Here is an 18,024-nt window from a genome sequence, read left to right on the forward strand (position 1 = left end):
TGCCCGTCGTTCCGCCCGAACGGGTAGTTCTTGTCCGGTTGTCGTAAGCCAATTCTGTCGCCTGCTGCCAAAAACCAAAAACCAGCAACCCAAAACCAACAAAATGGCCTCTTCCCAGCAACTTGCGCAACTAGACCGTCTGGAACGACAAGTGACGTCGTTAGTGACTGCCTATCAGGGCCTGCGCGAGGATCTGGCCGATGCCAACACCACCATTCAGCAGCTGCGCGCCGACGTGCGCGACCGGGAGCGGCAGCTGAAGGATTTCCAGAATCAGGAGAATATCGCTAAACTTGTCAATACCATAGCAGGGGAACCTGCCAACGCAAACGAGCTGAAACTTCGCCTCAACGAATATATCCGCGAAATAGATAAGTGCCTTGCCTATTTGAGGGAGTAACAACCATCAAACCCTACGACACCTGCTCCGATGAGCGACCTTTCGATCAAAATCCGCATTGCCGACCGGGATTACCCCATGCGGGTAGCCCCGCAGGAGGAGGAACGCCTACGCCTGGCGGGCCGCCAGCTGGGCGAGCGGATCAAGGAATTTCGCGAGCAGTACGGCATTCAGGACAAGCAGGATCTGCTGGCCATGATTGCCTTGTCCACCATGGCTGACGGCCTGAAGGTCAGCAAGGAAAAGGACGGCACCGATGCGGCCCTCACCGAACGCCTCGCGCGCCTCGATGAGCTGCTTTCGGGGGTGGTGCTCGGCTAAAACGCCGGGCATTGGCATACGTTTCAGACTCGAATCGGGTGGGGCAAGCGGCTCCGCCGTTCGTTCGTCGTCGGCAATAATTTCCGTGTTATGGTTTCTTCCCACCTCCCTAAAACCATAGCTCATGCCCGACATTTTGTATATCATCCTGGCCGCCGTGCTTGCCCTTGGGGTCGGCATTGTGGTCGGGCGCCAGCTGGCCGGCAAGGTCAACCTCGACCACGAAGCCGACGCCAAGTCCCGCGCCCAGCTCCTCATTCAGGAGGCCGAAGCCCAGGCCACCCGCACCCGCGACGAGCGGATTCAGCAGTCGAAAGACAAGTTCCGCCAGCTCAAGAACGAATTCGAGCAGGACAGCAAGCGCCAGAAGCAGGAGCTCGACGCCGAGCTGACCCAGCGCCGCCAGGGCGTGGTAGAGCAGGAGCAGAGCATCAAGCAGCTCACCCAGACCACCCAGCGCCAGCTCGAAGGCATTCAGAAGAAGGAGCAGGATATGGACGCGCTGCGCGAAAAGCTCCAGAACGACTCCCAGCAGCAGCGCGAGCGGCTCGATGCCCAGGAAGAAAAGCGCCGCGCCACCCTGGATACCCAGCTGGCCAAGCTTCAGCAGCGCGAAGATGAGGTGGAAGAAGAGCTGGTGAGCACCCGCGAGGCGCTCAGTACCCAGCTCAGCCAGGTGCAGCACCAGCTCGAAACCATTTCGGGCCTCACCGCCGCCGAAGCCCGCGAGCAGCTGGTGGAGTCGCTCAAGAACGAAGCCCAGATTCAGGCTTCCTCCTACATCAAGGACGTGGTGGCCCAGGCCAAGCTCTCGGCGACCAAGGACGCCAAGAAAGTGGTGCTCGAAACCATTCAGCGCACCGCCGCTGAGCACGCCATCGAGAACTGCGTGTCCATCTTCAACATTGAGTCGGACGACGTAAAGGGTAAGATCATTGGCCGCGAAGGCCGCAACATCCGCGCCCTGGAAGCGGCTACCGGCGTCGAAATCATCGTCGACGACACGCCCGAGGCTATCATCATTTCCGGATTTGATCCGGTGCGCCGTGAGATAGCCCGCCTGTCATTGCACCTGCTGGTGAAGGACGGGCGGATTCACCCGGCCCGCATCGAGGAAATCGTGGCCAAAACCCGCAAGAACATCGACGAGGAAATCGTTGAAATTGGGGAGCGGACCATCATCGACCTCGGCATTCATGGCCTGCACCCCGAGCTCATTAAGATGGTGGGCCGGATGCGCTTCCGCTCCAGCTACGGGCAGAACCTGCTCCAGCACTCCCGCGAAGTAGCTAACCTTTGCGCTACCATGGCCGCCGAGCTGGGCCTCGACGTGAAGAAAGCCAAGCGCGCCGGCCTGCTCCACGACATCGGTAAGGTAAGCACCGAGGAGCCTGAGCTGCCCCACGCCATTCTGGGCATGGAGATGGCCAAGAAGTATAAGGAGCACCCCGACGTGGTGAATGCCATTGGCGCCCACCACGACGAAATTGAGATGACGGCCATGATTTCGCCGCTCGTGCAGGCCTGCGACGCCATTTCCGGCTCCCGCCCCGGCGCCCGGCGCGAGATGATGGAAAGCTACATCAAGCGCCTCAAGCAGCTCGAAGAAACCGCCGTAGGCTTTGAAGGGGTGTTGCAGTGCTACGCCATTCAGGCCGGCCGCGAGCTGCGCGTGATGGTGAATGCCGACAACGTGACTGACGAGCGCGCCCAGGAGCTGAGCTACGAAATCTCGCAGAAAATCGAGAAGGAAATGCAGTACCCCGGCCAAATCAAAATCACCGTAATCCGCGAAATGCGCGCCGTGTCCTACGCGAAGTAGAGCGTAGGTTTAGCCACGAAAAAGCTCCCGCGACGGCAGTTGCCTCGTCCTTACCCAAAACTCAAAAGCCCCTCCGGCCATGTGGCCGGAAGGGCTTTTTTGCGAGGTTGCTAAACTGATTTGCTGTTTTTCAGGCCGTGTCAGCTGGTGAGAAAAGGCCTTTTGGTGGGCTCTGAGCAGTCCAAAAAAGATTTGGGTAAGGACAAGGCGACGGAAGTCGCGGGGGCTTTTTCGTGGCTAAACTGGCGCGAGTTTAGCGCAGCGTAACTCGTGCCTAGCTATGGCATGAGGCTGTGCCTCATCCGGCTGAACGATATGGCTGCTGTGTACTGGCGTAGTTCCAGCTTGCCGCGTTGCGGCAGTGGAGGTACAACCTCCACGTCATGGTTGGTCACGAGTTACGCTGCGCTAAACTCGCGCCAGTTGGGAAGCAGGATACGGAAGCCACTTTCGCTGCATCATCCGTTGTACTACCGACGAATTCTCACTACCGCCGGAGCAGGGTTGCGTCATCAGGTTTATCTCTTTATCCTGGCTGCTTTTTCGCGCTTTAGAAGGGCCGCAGATGTCCGTGCTTGTTCGGCCTGATGCTACTAAAAAGGGTCTTTTCAGACCTGTGATGATATTTAGTGCCGTGCCAAACCCGCTTTTGCGCGCTTGGCAAAAGTCTAACGAACCGGGAATCTGGTTTTTGGGCGACACCGGTTTGGCGTAGGTTTGATTCATCAATCAACTACTGCTTTCCACTTCGCTTACCTGCTATGAAACCGCGGAATTTTTACCTGCCGTTTACTCCCTATGCTGCCGTACTATTGCTGGCCACTGGCTGCACCGTGTACGCGCCCATGCAGCCCACTATTTCCACTATTCACCAGCAGGGGCAGGTGGAAATTGCGGCCAGCGTCCAGCCCAATGGCCGGGTGGAAAGCAGCGTGGTGTACTCGCCACTGCCTCACCTGCTGGTGATGGGGGCCGGCACCTTCCGGCCCAAGACCGGGGACTCCACCTTCAACACCACCCGGCAGTGGGAAGCCGGAGTGGGTGGGTACGTCCCGCTGGGTCATCATTGGCAGGTAACCGGTCTGGTGGGCTACGGCTACGCCAGCACCCGCAAGGCCTACGTGGAAGTGCCGATCATCTTTGGCTGCCCCACGCTGGAGGAATACCAGGCTCGTTACCGCAAAACGTTTGGGCAGCTCAACCTGACACACGAGTTTGAGCGCGGCTCCATCGGGCTGGGGTACCGGTTGTCCAACATCCACTTCGACCAGATTTCGTACGGATCCGGCCCCGCACGCTATCCGGTGGCGCTGCAAACGATGACGCGTCATGAGGGGCTGCTCTTCGGCCGGATCAGTCTGGACCCGGCGCAACGCTGGCAGCTACAGGGGACGATGGGTTTGTCCGTGGCCGCTGATGCCCGGCAGGACGAAACCGACAACCCGCAGCTGTACCAGGCCAACCGCACGCTGCTGCCAATCCCAATGGTGAGCCTGGGCGTGGTGTTCCGCCCGCAGCTGTTCGGGCAGAAGTGAATAGTTGGTGCTAAAAGGCCCGCATGGCGTAATGGAACGACCTGTTGCGGCACTACGCCATGCGGGCTCTTGGCCTACGCCTTGGTCCACCGGGCCTGCCGCCACGCCTGCTGTTGCTCGGCGTCGAGAAACGTCCAGGCGACGAAGCGGCTTTTCTTCTGACCCTGAGCCATTTCGATGGTGCGCACCTCATGGGCCTTGGCCCATTGCAGCTCTTTGTAGATGCCGGGGAGGGTGATTTTCTTGGAGACAAGCGAGGTAAACCAGAACCCCTGCGTCGGAATCTCGGCGCTTTCGACCACCATGCGGCGCACGAAGGCTTCCTCGCCGCCGGGGTACCACAGCTCCCCCGGCTGTCCGCCGAAGTTCAGGGCCGGCTTGGTGCCATATTTTGCGCCCAGGTTATGCTGCTTGCGCCGACTGTCGGCCGCCGCCTCGGCCAGGGAGGCGTGAAACGGCGGGTTGCACAGCGTCAGGTCGAACTGCTCGCGGGGCTTGACGATACCGGTAAAAATCTGGCGGGCATCGGTTTGCTGGCGCAGCTCAATATTTCCGGCCAGCGCATTGTTGGCGGCCACAATGGCCTTGGCCGTCCGGATAGCTACCGCGTCGGTATCGGAGCCCACGAAGTGCCAGCCGTACTGCTGGTGGCCGATGATGGGGTAGATGCAATTGGCGCCTACGCCCACGTCCAGCACCCGTACCGCTTTGCCGCGGGGGACCTGGCCGCCGTTGGAAGCGGCCAGCAGGTCGGCCAGGTAGTGCAGGTAATCGGCGCGGCCGGGGATGGGCGGGCAGAGGTAGTCGGCCGGAATATCCCAGTGCTCAATGCCGTAGAACTGCTTCAGCAGCGCCCGGTTCAGCATCCGCACGGCCGCCGAGTTGCCGAAATCCACCGACTCGCCGCCGTAGGCGTTGGGGGCCACAAACGGCTTCAGCTCGGGCAGAGCCTGCACCAGCTGCGCGAAATCGTAACGGCCCTGGTGCAGGTTGCGCGGGTGCAGGGCGGGGGTTTCGGCGGCCGGGGTAGTTGGTTGGGCAGGCATGGCAAGGGGTAGTAAGGTCAGCAAAAGACAAACATAGCGGAAGGTTTGCTGGCAACGCCTTAATCGGAGCCCGAACCCTATGCTTGCGTCGCCCCGAAACATCATGCTGAGCACGACGCTCTGATTAGGCCGGCTTCCGCAGCTTCGTAAATACGTTGTTGATGCCCTCGGCCCAGGTAGGATGGGCAATAATCATGTTCTGCAGTTGCGGGTAGGTGAGCTTGCCCAGCATAATCAGCTGGAACATGGTCATCAGCTCCCCACCTTCGGCGCAGAAGATGGCGGCCCCCAGAATCCGGTCCTGCTGGTCGACCAGCACTTTCCAGAACCCCGTGGTGCGTCCCGTTTCCCGGGCCCGGCCGATGGTGCGCACCGGCATGGTGGCCACCCGGTACGGAATATTCTGCTCCCGGGCCTGGTCTTCGCTGAGCCCGATGCGGCCCAGCTGCGGCTCGGTGAAAACCGTGTAGGGCAGGGGCCGTTGCTTAGCCGAGCGACGCTTGCCGTGCAGGATGGCGTCGCGCACCACGCGGTAGTCGTCGTAGCTGAGGTGGGTGAACTGCGGGCCGCCGTGCACGTCGCCGAGGGCGTACACGCCGCGCACGTTGGTTTGCAGGCTGCCGTTGACCTCGATGTAGCCCTTCTCGTCGGTTTTGATGCCGGCCTTGCTCAGGTCGAGCCGGTCGGAGTTGGGCGTGCGGCCGGTGGCGACCAGCAGGTGGGAGCCGTGCAGGCGTCGCTCGCCGGTGGGCGTGTGGGCCGACATGGTCAGCTGCCCCGCCGCATTCTCCGATACCCGCCGGGCCTCAGCTCCGAGCACGAACCCGATGCCTTCGGCCTCCAGCATGGCCTGCATGGCGGCGCACACGTCGTCGTCCTCGCGTTCCAGCAGGTGCATACCCGATTCAACGATAGTTACGCGGCTGCCGAAGCGGCGGAACATCTGTCCGAATTCCAGCCCGATGTAGCCCCCGCCCAGAATCAGCAGGTGCTCGGGCAGTTCCTGCAGGTCGAGCAGGCCGGTGGTGGTCAGATAAGGCACCGTATCCAGTCCTGTCAGCTCGGGTACGGCGGCCCGGGTGCCGGTATTGAGGAAGATGAGCGGCGCTTCAATTTCCACCTCGTCGCCTTCTGCCAGCGTGATGCGCATGGTGTGCTTGCCGGTGAAAGCCGCGTGCCCGCGCAGTACCGTGATGCCGCTATGTTCCCGGGTCAGGTTGCTGTGGATGCCGTCGCGGGAGTGTTGTACCAGAGCATCCTTGCGCGCTATCACGGCCCGGAAGTCTATTTCCGGCTCCCGGCTGCGGATTCCGTAGTCGGCGGCGGTACGCATCTGATGGGCCCGCTCGGCCGCCGCCAGGAGGCTTTTGGTGGGTGAGCAGCCATAGTTGATGCAGGAGCCGCCCAGGTGATTTTCTTCCACCAACGCCACCCGCCGGCCCGCGTCGGCCATAGCGGTAGCCAGCGGGTTGCCAGCCTGACCCGACCCAATAATCAGCACATCGTATGAAGTAGGCATAAAAAGCAGAAATTGGCGGAAAATGCGGGCCGGACGTACTGAGCGGGGAGTTTAACGCTCAAGGGTTGGCTATACGGCCCGGCGGGTCCGGCGGCCATCCACTAAATCGGTCTTGCCTGCGTTTTGCCCTCCACTTGTCCCCTTCCGCTGCCTATGCTAGTTCTGGTCCGTATTGTGCTGCTCGCTTTTTTGCCGTTGCTGATGGGCTGCTCGTCGCTTTACTTCCCGCCTCCGCCCCAGGCGCCGCTGCTCACCCAGAAAGGCGAGTTCAGCGGCGGAATCCACACCAACTTCAGCAGCAATACGGCCCTGCAGGGGGCTTACGCCCTCAGTGACCACATTGGTGTACTGGGTAGCCTTTCCTTCCTGCAGGCGGATAAAAAACAGTCCTTCTTTGGGAGCAAGGCCAACCGGGAGTACAACGAGCACAACTTTGGCGAGCTGGGCCTGGGCTACTTCACCCGTCTGAAGGACCAACGGGTCATCGAGTTCTACGGCGGCTACGGCCTGGGCCGCACCAAGCGGGCCGAAAGCAGCGCCGGCCTGACCACCCAAACCCTGGAAGGCAACCTGGAAAAGTATTTCTTCCAGGTGAACTACAGCAAGAAGGAAAGCAAAACCCTGCACCTGTTCGGCCGCGACTTCCCCATGTCGTACGGGGCCGCCATGCGGGCCAGCTACGTGCAGCTCCACGATTTTACCATCGACGGACAAGCCCGGGAGTCGGAAGACAATATCTTTTTCGAGCCCATCACCTTCACGCGGATTCAGGCGGTGGGACCCATTCAGCTCCAGTTTATCAGCGGCAGCAACTTCGGCCTGCGCCACCGGAAGTTCCTGAAGGCGGCCAACTCGGTATTTCAGCTGGGCATTGTCGTGAATCTGGGCGGGCAGGAAGGCCGGCGGTAGGCACCCCGAAAAAGGCCTTCCCGCGCAGAGGAAAGCCTTTTCGGGGTTCAGCCAGGAGACTGGGGCTGAGTATACGGGCGGAAGGGCCTATTCCTTGACCAGCCGAATCGTGCGCGGGCCGCTACGGCTCCGCACCTGCAGCATATACAGGCCGGCGGGCAGCGTAGCGGGCAAGCTGACGCGCTGCGTAGCCGGCAGGGACTGAGTCGGCAGCACTTCGCGCCCCAGCCTATCGAAAAGGGCTACCGTTACCGGCTCGCGGGTACCGGTCCCGACCAGCACATAGTCGTGGGCCGGGTTCGGATACGCTTGCAGGGCCGGCAACGCCCGACCCGAAGCTGCGGCGGTAGGCGTGCCGAAGTTGGTGATGCCGATATCGTCCAGGTTGATGCGGGGGTTGGTGGCGGCGTTGACGTTGGTGCTGCTGAAGCGCAGACGCACGGTGCCGCTGCGGTTGGCCGTAAACGAATACTGGGTGAGCGTGCCGGTGAGCACCGGGGCCGCAGCAGGGCCCAGCAGGTCCGTGTAGGTAATGCCGCCATCGGTGGAAATTTCCGGCCGGAACGACACACCTGTTTCGGTGCCGTACAGGGCCGCGCTGACCGTCACAATACCGGCGCCGTTGGGTTTGTCGGTGTCCATTTCCAGGAACCCGCCGCCGCGCAGCCGCGCCGACTTGGTGCCGTTGAATTTGTCGGCGTTGGCCGTAGTGCCAATCAGCGCTTCGGCGAACGTCCAGCCGGTCGTGAACAGCTGGACCGAGGCCGGGGTATAGCTGTTTTTAGCACCGGCTTCAAAATCTTCGAAAAAAACGGGGGGCACCACGAAAGAGGTAGCGCTGGTAGCGGTGCCGCCAACGGTAGTTACGGTGATGGGTCCCGTGGTGGCCCCGGCCGGTACGCGTACGGTAAGCTGCCCGCTGGAAGGAGACAAGGCCAGGGGCGCCAGCACACCATTAAACAGGACGGTGTTGTTACAACACTGCAGAAAGCCGCTGCCGTTGATGGTCACCAGCGTGCCAGGCAGTCCCAAAGCCGGAGAAAAGCTGGTAATAGTGGGCGGACCGGGTATTGCCGTAAACAGCACCGTACCGGGGGGCGTAGTGCCCCCGCCGCCGGGAGGTGGGTTGCCCACGCTGCAGTAGCCCGTGACAGGGGCAGGTACTCCAAAGATGGTAACCAGGGCCGTGAGGTGACCGGGCGACACGAAAGTGGTCGGTCCCACACTGAATGGGCCATTGGACATGCCTGCGGTGGCTCCCGGCACAAAGTTGCGGCCGTAGAAATTAACCAGGATGGTGCCGGGCATGCCCGTACTAGGCGAGACACCCGTGAGCGTAGCGGCTGGGTTGGCGGTGGCCGCTACCAGCCCCGTTACCGGTACGCTGAGCGTGGCCGCGTTGGGGCTGCTGAGGCTGACGTTGCCGCCGAACGTGCCTACGGCCGCACCAGTCAAGCGAATCAGGAGCTGTACATTGTTTACCAGCCCGTTCGATTGGCGGACCAGCGTTTGCGAGGCCGCGTAGGTGGCCGTGGCCGCCAGGGCCACTTCGAAGCCGCCCGGGGCCGAAACGGTAATATTATCCGTTAGATTGAACCCGCTGACAACCAGGTCGCCGGGACTGGAGGGCGTGCCGCGCACGGTGGCAAAGGGCAGCGGCGGAGCAGACGAAACCGAGAGGCCGGGTGTGCCCTGCCCAGCGGCCCGCAAGGTGGCCAGCAGTAACAGGAGGGTGCTAAGAATGCAGTAGTAGTTTCTCATGTAGGCAGCAGGTGTAGTGGCTGAGGCGGGTAAGTACCCAACAAGAATTAGTTTGACCTATTTGGAACGTCATGCTGAGCTTGTCGAAGCATCTCTAACTAGTCGTTAAACGATTGGTTTAGTGTTCGGTAGAGATGCTTCGACAAGCTCAGCATGACGTTCTTTTTAATGCAAAACGATTTTCGCCACCTACTTATCTGATTAAAGATATTGCTAAACCCCGGAGACGTGTGCTTAAATATAGGGTGAATATCCTTTTTCGTCGGCGAAGGCTGCCAGCCGGCCAAACAGACCCAACGCCAAAAAACGGCCATAAAAAAGCCCCGACTCGCGCCGGGGCCTTTTCTATATAGTAATAATGAGCCGGAAATTACTTCCCGCCCAGTACGCGCAGCATGGTGTCGCCGATTTCGGCGGGCGAATCCACCACGTGGATGCCGCACTCGCGCATGATGGCCATTTTAGCCGCGGCCGTATCATCGGCTCCGCCGACGATGGCACCCGCGTGACCCATGCGGCGGCCGGGAGGCGCCGTCTGGCCGGCAATGAAGCCGACCACGGGTTTCTTGTTGCCGGTTTCCTTGATCCAACGGGCCGCTTCGGCTTCCATGCCACCGCCGATTTCGCCGATCATCACGATGCCTTCGGTTTCGGGGTCGTTCATAAGCATCTCCACCGCTTCCTTGGTAGTGGTGCCGATGATTGGGTCGCCGCCGATGCCGATGGCCGTGGTCTGGCCCAGGCCGGCTTTGGTGAGCTGATCCACCGCTTCGTAGGTCAGCGTACCCGACTTGGAGACGATGCCGATTTTGCCTTTGGTGAAGATGAAGCCGGGCATGATACCCACTTTGCACTCACCGGCCGTCATCACGCCGGGGCAGTTCGGCCCGATCATGCGCAGACCTTCGCGGCCCTTCAGGTATTCCTTCACCGCAATCATGTCCTTGGTCGGGATGCCTTCGGTGATGGTGATGATAACTTTGATGCCGGCATCAGCCGCTTCCATGATGGCGTCGGCGGCGAAAGCCGGGGGCACGAAGATGATGCTGGTGTCGGCTCCGGCCTGCTCTACGGCTTCGGCTACGGTGTTGAACACGGGCCGGTCGAGGTGCTGGGTGCCACCTTTGCCGGGCGTGACGCCGCCCACCACGTTGGTGCCGTACTCAATCATCTGCTGGGCGTGAAACGAGCCTTCGGAGCCCGTAAAACCCTGCACAATCACTTTGGAATCCTTGTTGACCAGAACGCTCATTCGGGGAGAGATTAGAGGATAATATCGGTGGGAGGTGGGAGCCAGTGGCCCTGCGGCGCTACCGGTGTGCAAAAGTAGGGTTTTTTGGGGCCCGGGCAAGGTGAATGCCTCCCCCCGGCCCCATTCCGGGGAGAGGACCGGGGAGTGAGACATCTGGTAGAACAACCCGGGGTGAGGGCTTAAATCCGTACCTTTGCGGTCCTCTCATGCAAACATCACCCTCTCTCATGTATTTCAACAACATCATTGAGGCCATCGGCAATACTCCGCTGGTGAAGCTCAATAAGGTCGCGGACGGCATTAAAGGTACCGTGCTGGCCAAGGTAGAATATTTCAACCCCGGCAACTCGGTGAAAGACCGCATGGCCGTTAAAATGGTGGAAGACGCCGAAAAAGCGGGCCTGCTGAAGCCCGGTGGAACCATCGTCGAAGGCACCAGCGGCAATACCGGAATGGGCCTGGCCCTGGCCGCCATTGCCAAGGGCTACAGCTGCATCTTCGTGATGAGCGACAAGCAAAGCAAGGAGAAGCAGGACATCCTACGCGCCGTGGGGGCTCAGGTCGTCGTCTGCCCCGTCGACGTAGCGCCCGAAGATCCGCGCTCCTATTACTCGGTAGCCAAACGCCTGAGCGAGGAAACGCCGAATTCCTTCTATCCCAACCAGTACGACAACCTGTCGAATACGGTGGCGCACTACGAAGGCACCGGCCCTGAAATCTGGAAACAGACCGAAGGCACCATCACCCACCTGGCCTGCGGGGTAGGTACGGGCGGCACCATCTGCGGCACGGCGCAGTACCTGAAAGAGCAGAATCCGGCCGTCGTGACGGTTGGTTTGGATACCTATGGCTCGGTGTTCAAGAAGTATAAGGAGACGGGCATCTTCGATGAAAAAGAAATCTATCCTTACAAGACGGAAGGAATCGGAGAGGATATTTTGCCGAAAAACGTTAACTTCGACCTGATCGACTCCTTCATTAAAGTCACCGATCAGGACGCTGCAGTGATGACGCGGCGCCTGGCCAAAGAAGAAGGCTTGTTCGTCGGCTGGTCGTGCGGTTCGGCCGTGCATGGCGCTTTGGAATACGCCAGAGAGCATTTGAAAGAAGAAGACGTGATGGTCATTATTCTGCCCGACCACGGCACGCGCTACCTCGGCAAAATTTACAACGACGACTGGATGCGGGAGCAGGGCTGGCTCTAAGCCGGCCGTTCCCGGCTTACCTGCACTAGAACCTACGCCCTTTACCCAACCCGATTATGGAAAAGACGCTGCGCAACGTAGTCCTGGTGGACGACAATGAAACCACCAGCTTCCTGAATAACCGGCTGTTAAGCCGGTTGGGGGTGGCCGAACGGGTCTATACCTTCACCCGGGCCGAGCAGGCTTACGAATTCCTGTGGGGGAAAGATGAAGCGGCGGGTTCAATGGCCCCGGACGTGCCCCAGCTGGTTTTCGTCGATCTGAAAATGCCGGGTATGGATGGCTTCGAATTTCTGGAACACTACAGCCAGCTGCCGGAAACGGTAAAGGAGAAAACCGTGCTGGCCGTGCTGACCACCTCCATGCACTCGGCGGATACAGTTCGGGTGGCTAAATTCAAGGGCGTGGAGTATTTAGCCAAGCCCCTGACCGAGGAGAAGATGCTGAAGCTGCTGCAAAAGCGGTTTCTGCAGAACTAGTTAAGAGCGAATTGGTGCAAAAAAGGCCGCTGCAAGTGTTGCAGCGGCCTTTTGTATGAAGTGGTGCCACGACTTTTTTCGTCGTGGTACCACTATCGCTGCTGAGGCATAACTACTATTGCTGCTGAGTCATAGCTACTATTGCTGCTGAGGCATACCACTATCGCGATAGTGGTACCACGACGAAAAAGTCGTGGCACCACGCCGGGCTTTACACTACTGCGTCCAGGAACTGAAACGCCTCCCCGTCAAATAGCCCTTTGTCGCTCAGCTTCAGGCTGGGAATAACCAGCAGCGCCATGAAGGACAGCGTCATGAACGGGGCCCCGAGCGGGCTGCCGAGGCGCTTGGCCAGCGCATCAGCGGCGGCGTAAGCGGCCGCCACCTGGTGGCCGGGCTGGTCCGACATCAGCCCCGCTACCGGCAGCGGCAGCAGAATTTCTTCGCCCTTAACGCCTACCGCCGCCAGGCCGCCTTTCGCTTCAATCACCAGATTCACGGCCCGGGCCAGGCTCTCATCGTCGCAGCCCACGGCAGTGATATTATGCGAGTCGTGGCCGACGCTGCTGGCCAGGGCCCCAAACTTCAGCCCAAAACCCTGGATGAAGGCCACGGCCGGCGCAGCCGGCTCATAGCGGTTCACTACCGTCAGCTTCAGCACATCCTGCGCTATATCCGGCACCACGAAGCCATTTTCAACGGTGGCCGGCAGGTCGTGGCGGGCCGTGATGAGCTGACCATCGAAGCATTCGATGACTCTTATAGTTGGTTTTTGGTTATCGGTTTCTGGTTGTTGGGCGGGCGCGGGCAGCTGAAAATCCTGGGGCTGCACGGGCGGGGCGTGGAAGTTGTTGACCACCGGGCAGGGCACCGAGGGAATGCGGGTTGCACCGTTTTCGGCCACCAGTACGCCATCCAGATACGTCTGGCGCACCCGGAAATCCCGCAGGTCGTCGACCACGATAAAGTCGGCCGGGTCGCCGGCGCGCAGCAGGCCCACGGGCAGGTTGTAATGCAGCACCGGATTCAGGCAGGCCACGCGCAATACTTTGAACACATCCTGACCCCGGGCCACGGCGCGCTGTACCAGCTGGTTGATGTGCCCCAGGACGAGCGTATCGGGGTGCTTGTCGTCGGAGCAGAACATCAGGTTTTCGAAGTGCTCCGGCAGCAGCTCAATCAGGGCGTCGAAGTTGCGGGCCGCGGAGCCTTCCCGGATCAGGATCTTCATGCCCACGGCCAGCTTGTCGAGGGCTTCGGCGGCGGTGAAGCACTCGTGGTCGGTGCTGATGCCGGCTTCGGCGTAGCGCCGGGCGTCGGCTCCGCGCAGGCCCGGGGCGTGCCCGTCTACGGGGCGGCCGTAGCGCCGGGCCAGCTCGATTTTTGCCATCACCTCCGCATCCCGGTTCAGCACGCCGGGCCAGTTCATCATTTCGGCCAGGTAGCCGATGGCCGGATTCTGGAACAGCTGCTCAATGTCGGCGGCGGTAATGGTGGCGCCCGCCGTTTCAAACGGCGTGGCCGGCACGCACGACGGGGCCCCGAAGCAGAACTTAAACGGCCCGGAGCGGCCACTGGCCAGCATGTAGTCCACCCCGGCCACGCCCAGCACGTTGCCGATTTCGTGGGGGTCCGATACCGTGGCCACCGTGCCGTGGGTTACGGCCAGCCGGGCAAACTCGGCGGGCACCAGCAGGGAGCTTTCCACGTGCACGTGGGCATCGACAAACCCCGGCAGGGCGTAGGGCAACGCCGGATCGGCACCAGAGCTTTGGTCAGGCGCCACGGCCCGGATTTTTCCCTCCGCGACGTGAATCGTGCCGGGCGCGACGGAGTGGGTGAACAGGTTGACGAGGTTGGCGCGCAGGCTGAATTCGGCGGGCATAGGGCAGGCAGAAAGAAGGCGGAAGGGAAGATTGGACGGGGCGAACGGGTAAAGAACCGTATATTTGCCGAAAATATGCGCCAGTGAGAAAGATCGTGACTTTGCTGTTGGCCGCCCTGATTGCCGGCTCCGGCCTGGTTTCCACGGGCTGTGCGCGGCGTACTACCCAACAGAAGAAAACCGCGTCGTACAAGCGCAAAGCTAAATCGGGGCCGGCGCCCTGTCCCTGCGACAGTCATTAGCCCCGCCCACCGCCGTCCATCCTGCTCTTATCCTGTTCTTCCGTTTGTGACCTACTGCCGCGCCGTTGTTTCCGCCCTTCGCAACCCCCTGCTGGCCGCTTTTCTGCTGGTAGCCGGGCCTTGCGTCGGGCAGGGGCCCGCGGCCTTCGTGCCGCCCACGAGCTACGACAAGAACACCCGCGACCCTACCTTGCGCTACGAGCCCGGGGGCCGGCCGGCCAGCTTTCGGGGTCTCGATGGGGCCTGGCACCCCGTGCAGATTGCCGACTGGCTGACCGACCGGGTTTACCTGAATGAAACCGGCGACTACTACCGGGCTTTCTCGCCCGAGGATATGACGGCCTTCGTCGATAAGTATGCCGATACCATCGTGACCGTGACCGGGCTGGCTCCCGGGAAGCTGGGCCGCTTTTCGGCCGTATTTGGTCGTCAGAAATTCCGCGGCGCCGGGATGCAGCTGGTCGATGTAACCGATGAAGCCCGATCCATACTGGATTTGATCATCATGCCGCACCGGCTGGTAATCCGCAAAAACGCCGACGGCTGGCTGCTGGTCCCCCGGCAGAAAGTAGCTTTTCAGCAGCTGATGCTGGTATTGCTGGCGGATGACCCGACCGCCGTGGCGGAGCTGCAAACCGGGCGGGTCGGCCGCGGCCAGCTGCCGCGGCTGCTGACCCGGTACGCCGATTTCCGCACCACGCAATTTCTGCAGACGGCCGCCCGGCCGCGCCCCTGAATTCTGCTTATGACCCCCGAAAATCCCCTGGCTGCCCTGCGCGCCGCCGCCGAAGCCGTCCGGCACCAATTGCAGCTCAACAGCTACGACGAGGCTGCCGTACAGCGGCTGGCGGAGTTTATTGAAACGCAACGGCCCACCATCAGGGAGGCCGACCGCGAAGGCGTCGTCAAAGCGCTCGGCTGCTTTCTGGGCCAGTGCCTGGTCGATACGTACCAGGGTACCTGGGCTGCCGGGCCCGACGGCACGACCGGGGTGGGCATTAATGGCAATCAGTTCCTCAACCCTTTCTACCGCGTATCGCAGCAGCTGGCTCAGGGAACCAAGGAGTCGGTGGCGGACTTCTTTGCAAGTGTACCTGCCCGGCTGGCTGCGGAGCCCCGGCGTAAAACCTGGATATAGTGTCTTCTAGCCCATCGCACCCTGCTGCGCCGACCGACTTTGCCATGAGAAAAATCGTCATTGCCATCGACGGCTACTCTTCGTGCGGCAAAAGCACTACGGCCAAGGCCGTGGCTGCCGAGCTGGGCTACGCCTACATCGATACCGGGGCCATGTACCGGGCTGTGACGCTGTACCTGCTGGAGCGCGACATTGCCTTCGACGATTTGCCCCGCATCGAGCAGGCGCTGCACGACATTCATATTGCCTTCAAGCGCAACCGTAAAACCGGCCGCAATGAGCTCTGCCTCGACGGTGAGATTCGGGAGGATGAAATCCGGCAGATGCGTATTTCCAACTCCGTGAGCGAGGTATCCGTGATTCCGGCCGTGCGCCACACGCTGGTGCGCCAGCAGCAGCGCATGGGTCGTAAGCGGGGCGTGGTAATGGATGGCCGCGATATTGGCACCACCGTTTTCCCCGATGCCGAGGTGAAGGTGTTTATGACGGCCGACGTGCTGGTCCGCGCCCAGCGCCGGCAGGTAGAACTCGCGGCCAAGGCAGAGCACGTGGCGCTGGAAGACATCGTGGAAAATCTGCGCAAGCGCGACCATATCGACTCTACCCGCACCGAAAGCCCCCTGCGCCGCGCCGCGGATGCGGTCCTGCTCGATACCACCCACATGGTGATTGAGGAGCAGGTCGATTTCGTGCTGGAGCGGGTGTCGGCCCGCCTGTTTTCGCTGGCGGCGCTGGGCGATGATAATGCCGGATAGCGGGTGCCTGGTGCTTAGGGCCTGGGGTCCGGGGCCCGGGGCTTAGTTTTTAGGAGTCAGGCACCATAATCAGCATAGTTGTTGTTATACCATAGCCTGAGCCTGCCGAAAACTATCCGAAACCCAGGCCCTAAGTACCAGGCATTAAGCACTAAACTCATGGACGTTACCATCGATAAAAATTCCGGCTACTGCTTCGGGGTTGAATTCGCGATTCAGATGGCGGAAGACGAGCTGGCGCAGGACGAAACCCTGTACTGCCTCGGCGACATCGTGCACAACCGCATGGAAGTGGAGCGCCTGCACACCCACGGCCTGCGCATCATTGACCGGGAGCAGCTCGAAAACCTGCACGACTGCAAGGTGCTGATCCGGGCCCACGGCGAGCCGCCGGAAACCTACGAGCTGGCCCTGCGCAACAACATCGAGCTCATTGATGCTTCCTGCCCCGTGGTGCTTAAGCTGCAGAACCGCGTGAAGCACGCTTTCGACGCCAGCCAGCGGCAGAATGGCCAGATTGTGATTTACGGCCAGCCCGGCCACGCCGAAGTGGCCGGGCTCACGGGCCAGACCGGCAACCGCGCCATCATCGTGATGACCGAAGCCGATCTGGATCAGGTGGACTTTTCCCGGCCCGTCACGCTCTTCAGCCAGACTACCAAGAGTACGGCCGGTTTCTACCACATGAAGCAGCTGATGGAGGCGCGCATCGCCGCCGCGGGGGGGGAGCTGGCTTCCTTCGACGCCAACGACAGCATCTGCCGGCAGGTGAGCAACCGGGAGCCGGCCTTAGCTAAGTTTGCCGTGCTGCACGATGTGATTCTGTTCGTGAGTGGCCGCAAAAGCTCCAACGGCAAGGCCCTGTTCAGCGTGGTGAACAAAACCAACCCGCGGAGCTACTTCATCGAGAACGAGGAAGAGCTGCAGGACGAGTGGTTTGCGGGGGCCGGCAGCGTGGGCATCTGCGGCGCTACCAGCACGCCCATGTGGCTTATGCAGCGCGTGGCCGACCGCATTGCGCCGGTCCCGGTGAGTGCCTGAGTGCCTGGTCCCGGACTGCGGCCCGCGTAGGAACGCACCCGCGAATAAGCGTTATTTGCCCGGCCGGTTGCGGTCGGGCATTCTTTTGGGCTTTTCGTGATGCGTAAGATTTTCAACTACTTCCTCAGCGGCTTTCTCGTCGTGGCCCCCATTGGCCTCACGATTTACATTCTGTTTGCCGTCATCAGCTGGCTCGATAACCTGTTTGAGCTGAAGTGGGAAGACCACCACATTCCCGGCCTGGGGCTGCTGGTAGTGATGCTGATGATAACGATGGTGGGGTTCATCACCAAGTCGTTTATGGTGCGGCCCTTCCTGATCCTGGCCGAGCGGGTGCTGCACCGCACGCCCCTGGTCAGCATTATCTACTCCAGCATCAAGGACCTGTTCGATGCCTTCGTGGGCGACAATCAGAAGTTTAACCGACCCGTGTTGGTGTGCATCAACGAAGCCGCGCAGTGCTACAAGATGGGTTTCGTGACCCAGCACAGCATAACGGCCATTCGCCGTGCCTCCCTCGTGGCCGTGTACTTTCCGCACTCCTACAACTTCTCGGGCGAGCTGATGCTGGTACCGGAAGAAAACGTCACGTTCCTGGATCTGCCCAGTAGCGAAGTCATGAAGTTCATCGTATCGGGCGGCGTGTCGAAGCTCAGCTAACGAGTACGGGTATCCATGCACAGGCCGGGCCTGCCCGAACTGCCGGCGGCCGCG

16 protein-coding genes and 1 pseudogene are annotated in these 18,024 nt (G+C 61.0%); 12 read left to right on the forward strand and 5 right to left on the reverse strand.

Going from position 1 to position 18,024, the window contains the following annotated elements:
• The first annotated feature begins 103 nt into the window (after nucleotides 1-103).
• From ABD833_RS07445 to ABD833_RS07460, 4 genes are all read left to right on the forward strand, one after another.
• On the forward strand, nucleotides 104-400 hold the full coding sequence (locus ABD833_RS07445) for a hypothetical protein (RefSeq protein WP_345072036.1): 297 nt from the start codon (nucleotides 104-106) through the stop codon (nucleotides 398-400).
• A gap of 30 nt (nucleotides 401-430) precedes the next feature.
• Nucleotides 431-721, forward strand: coding sequence for a cell division protein ZapA (locus tag ABD833_RS07450; protein WP_345072038.1), 291 nt, complete (start codon nucleotides 431-433; stop codon nucleotides 719-721).
• 124 nt (nucleotides 722-845) lie between these two features.
• Entirely contained in the window at nucleotides 846-2,543 is a 1,698-nt protein-coding gene (rny, locus tag ABD833_RS07455; RefSeq protein ID WP_345072039.1) for a ribonuclease Y, read from the forward strand.
• Nucleotides 2,544-3,304: 761 nt separating this feature from the next.
• On the forward strand, nucleotides 3,305-4,078 hold the full coding sequence (locus ABD833_RS07460; RefSeq protein WP_345072041.1) for a hypothetical protein: 774 nt from the start codon (nucleotides 3,305-3,307) through the stop codon (nucleotides 4,076-4,078).
• 74 nt (nucleotides 4,079-4,152) lie between these two features.
• On the opposite strand, the gene rlmF is transcribed toward ABD833_RS07460, so the two are convergent.
• Nucleotides 4,153-5,124, reverse strand: a complete 972-nt coding sequence (gene rlmF / locus ABD833_RS07465) for a 23S rRNA (adenine(1618)-N(6))-methyltransferase RlmF (RefSeq protein WP_345072042.1) — start codon at nucleotides 5,122-5,124, stop codon at nucleotides 4,153-4,155.
• A 124-nt stretch (nucleotides 5,125-5,248) separates the two neighbouring features.
• Nucleotides 5,249-6,643: a mercuric reductase gene (locus tag ABD833_RS07470; protein ID WP_345072044.1), complete on the reverse strand. Its 1,395-nt coding sequence runs from the start codon at nucleotides 6,641-6,643 to the stop codon at nucleotides 5,249-5,251.
• 153 nt (nucleotides 6,644-6,796) lie between these two features.
• Here ABD833_RS07470 and ABD833_RS07475 point away from each other — a divergent pair, with 153 nt between their 5' ends.
• Nucleotides 6,797-7,552, forward strand: a complete 756-nt coding sequence (locus ABD833_RS07475; RefSeq protein WP_345072046.1) for a hypothetical protein — start codon at nucleotides 6,797-6,799, stop codon at nucleotides 7,550-7,552.
• Nucleotides 7,553-7,639: 87 nt separating this feature from the next.
• Here the strand turns inward: ABD833_RS07475 and ABD833_RS07480 are convergent, their stop codons facing one another.
• Both ABD833_RS07480 and sucD read right to left on the reverse strand, forming a co-directional pair.
• Entirely contained in the window at nucleotides 7,640-9,313 is a 1,674-nt protein-coding gene (locus ABD833_RS07480; RefSeq protein ID WP_345072048.1) for a T9SS type A sorting domain-containing protein, read from the reverse strand.
• 370 nt (nucleotides 9,314-9,683) lie between these two features.
• Nucleotides 9,684-10,565 (reverse strand): succinate--CoA ligase subunit alpha, encoded by an 882-nt coding sequence (gene sucD, locus ABD833_RS07485; protein ID WP_345072050.1) that lies wholly within the window; start codon nucleotides 10,563-10,565, stop codon nucleotides 9,684-9,686.
• Nucleotides 10,566-10,792: 227 nt separating this feature from the next.
• On the opposite strand from sucD, the pseudogene ABD833_RS07490 reads away from it, so the two are divergent.
• Both ABD833_RS07490 and ABD833_RS07495 read left to right on the forward strand, forming a co-directional pair.
• Nucleotides 10,793-11,767, forward strand: a pseudogene (locus tag ABD833_RS07490) (PLP-dependent cysteine synthase family protein); the annotation flags it as partial.
• A gap of 59 nt (nucleotides 11,768-11,826) precedes the next feature.
• On the forward strand, nucleotides 11,827-12,249 hold the full coding sequence (locus tag ABD833_RS07495; RefSeq protein WP_345072051.1) for a response regulator: 423 nt from the start codon (nucleotides 11,827-11,829) through the stop codon (nucleotides 12,247-12,249).
• A gap of 211 nt (nucleotides 12,250-12,460) precedes the next feature.
• Here ABD833_RS07495 and ade read toward each other — a convergent pair whose 3' ends face one another.
• On the reverse strand, nucleotides 12,461-14,134 hold the full coding sequence (gene ade / locus ABD833_RS07500; protein WP_345072052.1) for an adenine deaminase: 1,674 nt from the start codon (nucleotides 14,132-14,134) through the stop codon (nucleotides 12,461-12,463).
• Nucleotides 14,135-14,422: 288 nt separating this feature from the next.
• On the opposite strand from ade, the gene ABD833_RS07505 reads away from it, so the two are divergent.
• The 5 genes from ABD833_RS07505 to ABD833_RS07525 all read left to right on the forward strand — a co-directional run bounded on the left by ABD833_RS07505 (nucleotide 14,423) and on the right by ABD833_RS07525 (nucleotide 17,970).
• The gene (locus tag ABD833_RS07505) at nucleotides 14,423-15,112 is read left to right on the forward strand and encodes a hypothetical protein (protein WP_345072053.1); all 690 of its coding nucleotides are present in this window, start codon (nucleotides 14,423-14,425) and stop codon (nucleotides 15,110-15,112) included.
• 9 nt (nucleotides 15,113-15,121) lie between these two features.
• A complete protein-coding gene (locus ABD833_RS07510) occupies nucleotides 15,122-15,514 on the forward strand; it encodes a hypothetical protein (protein ID WP_345072054.1) in 393 nt (130 codons plus the stop codon).
• Between the two features lie 44 nt (nucleotides 15,515-15,558).
• Nucleotides 15,559-16,269 carry a (d)CMP kinase gene (cmk, locus tag ABD833_RS07515; RefSeq protein ID WP_345072055.1) on the forward strand — a complete coding sequence of 237 codons (711 nt, stop codon included), beginning with the start codon at nucleotides 15,559-15,561 and terminating at the stop codon, nucleotides 16,267-16,269.
• A gap of 159 nt (nucleotides 16,270-16,428) precedes the next feature.
• The gene (locus ABD833_RS07520) at nucleotides 16,429-17,310 is read left to right on the forward strand and encodes a 4-hydroxy-3-methylbut-2-enyl diphosphate reductase (protein ID WP_345072056.1); all 882 of its coding nucleotides are present in this window, start codon (nucleotides 16,429-16,431) and stop codon (nucleotides 17,308-17,310) included.
• Between the two features lie 99 nt (nucleotides 17,311-17,409).
• Nucleotides 17,410-17,970 carry a DUF502 domain-containing protein gene (locus ABD833_RS07525; protein WP_345072057.1) on the forward strand — a complete coding sequence of 187 codons (561 nt, stop codon included), beginning with the start codon at nucleotides 17,410-17,412 and terminating at the stop codon, nucleotides 17,968-17,970.
• Nucleotides 17,971-18,024 lie beyond the last annotated feature (54 nt).

The organism is Hymenobacter fastidiosus (assembly GCF_039539565.1).
GTDB lineage: Bacteria > Bacteroidota > Bacteroidia > Cytophagales > Hymenobacteraceae > Hymenobacter > Hymenobacter fastidiosus.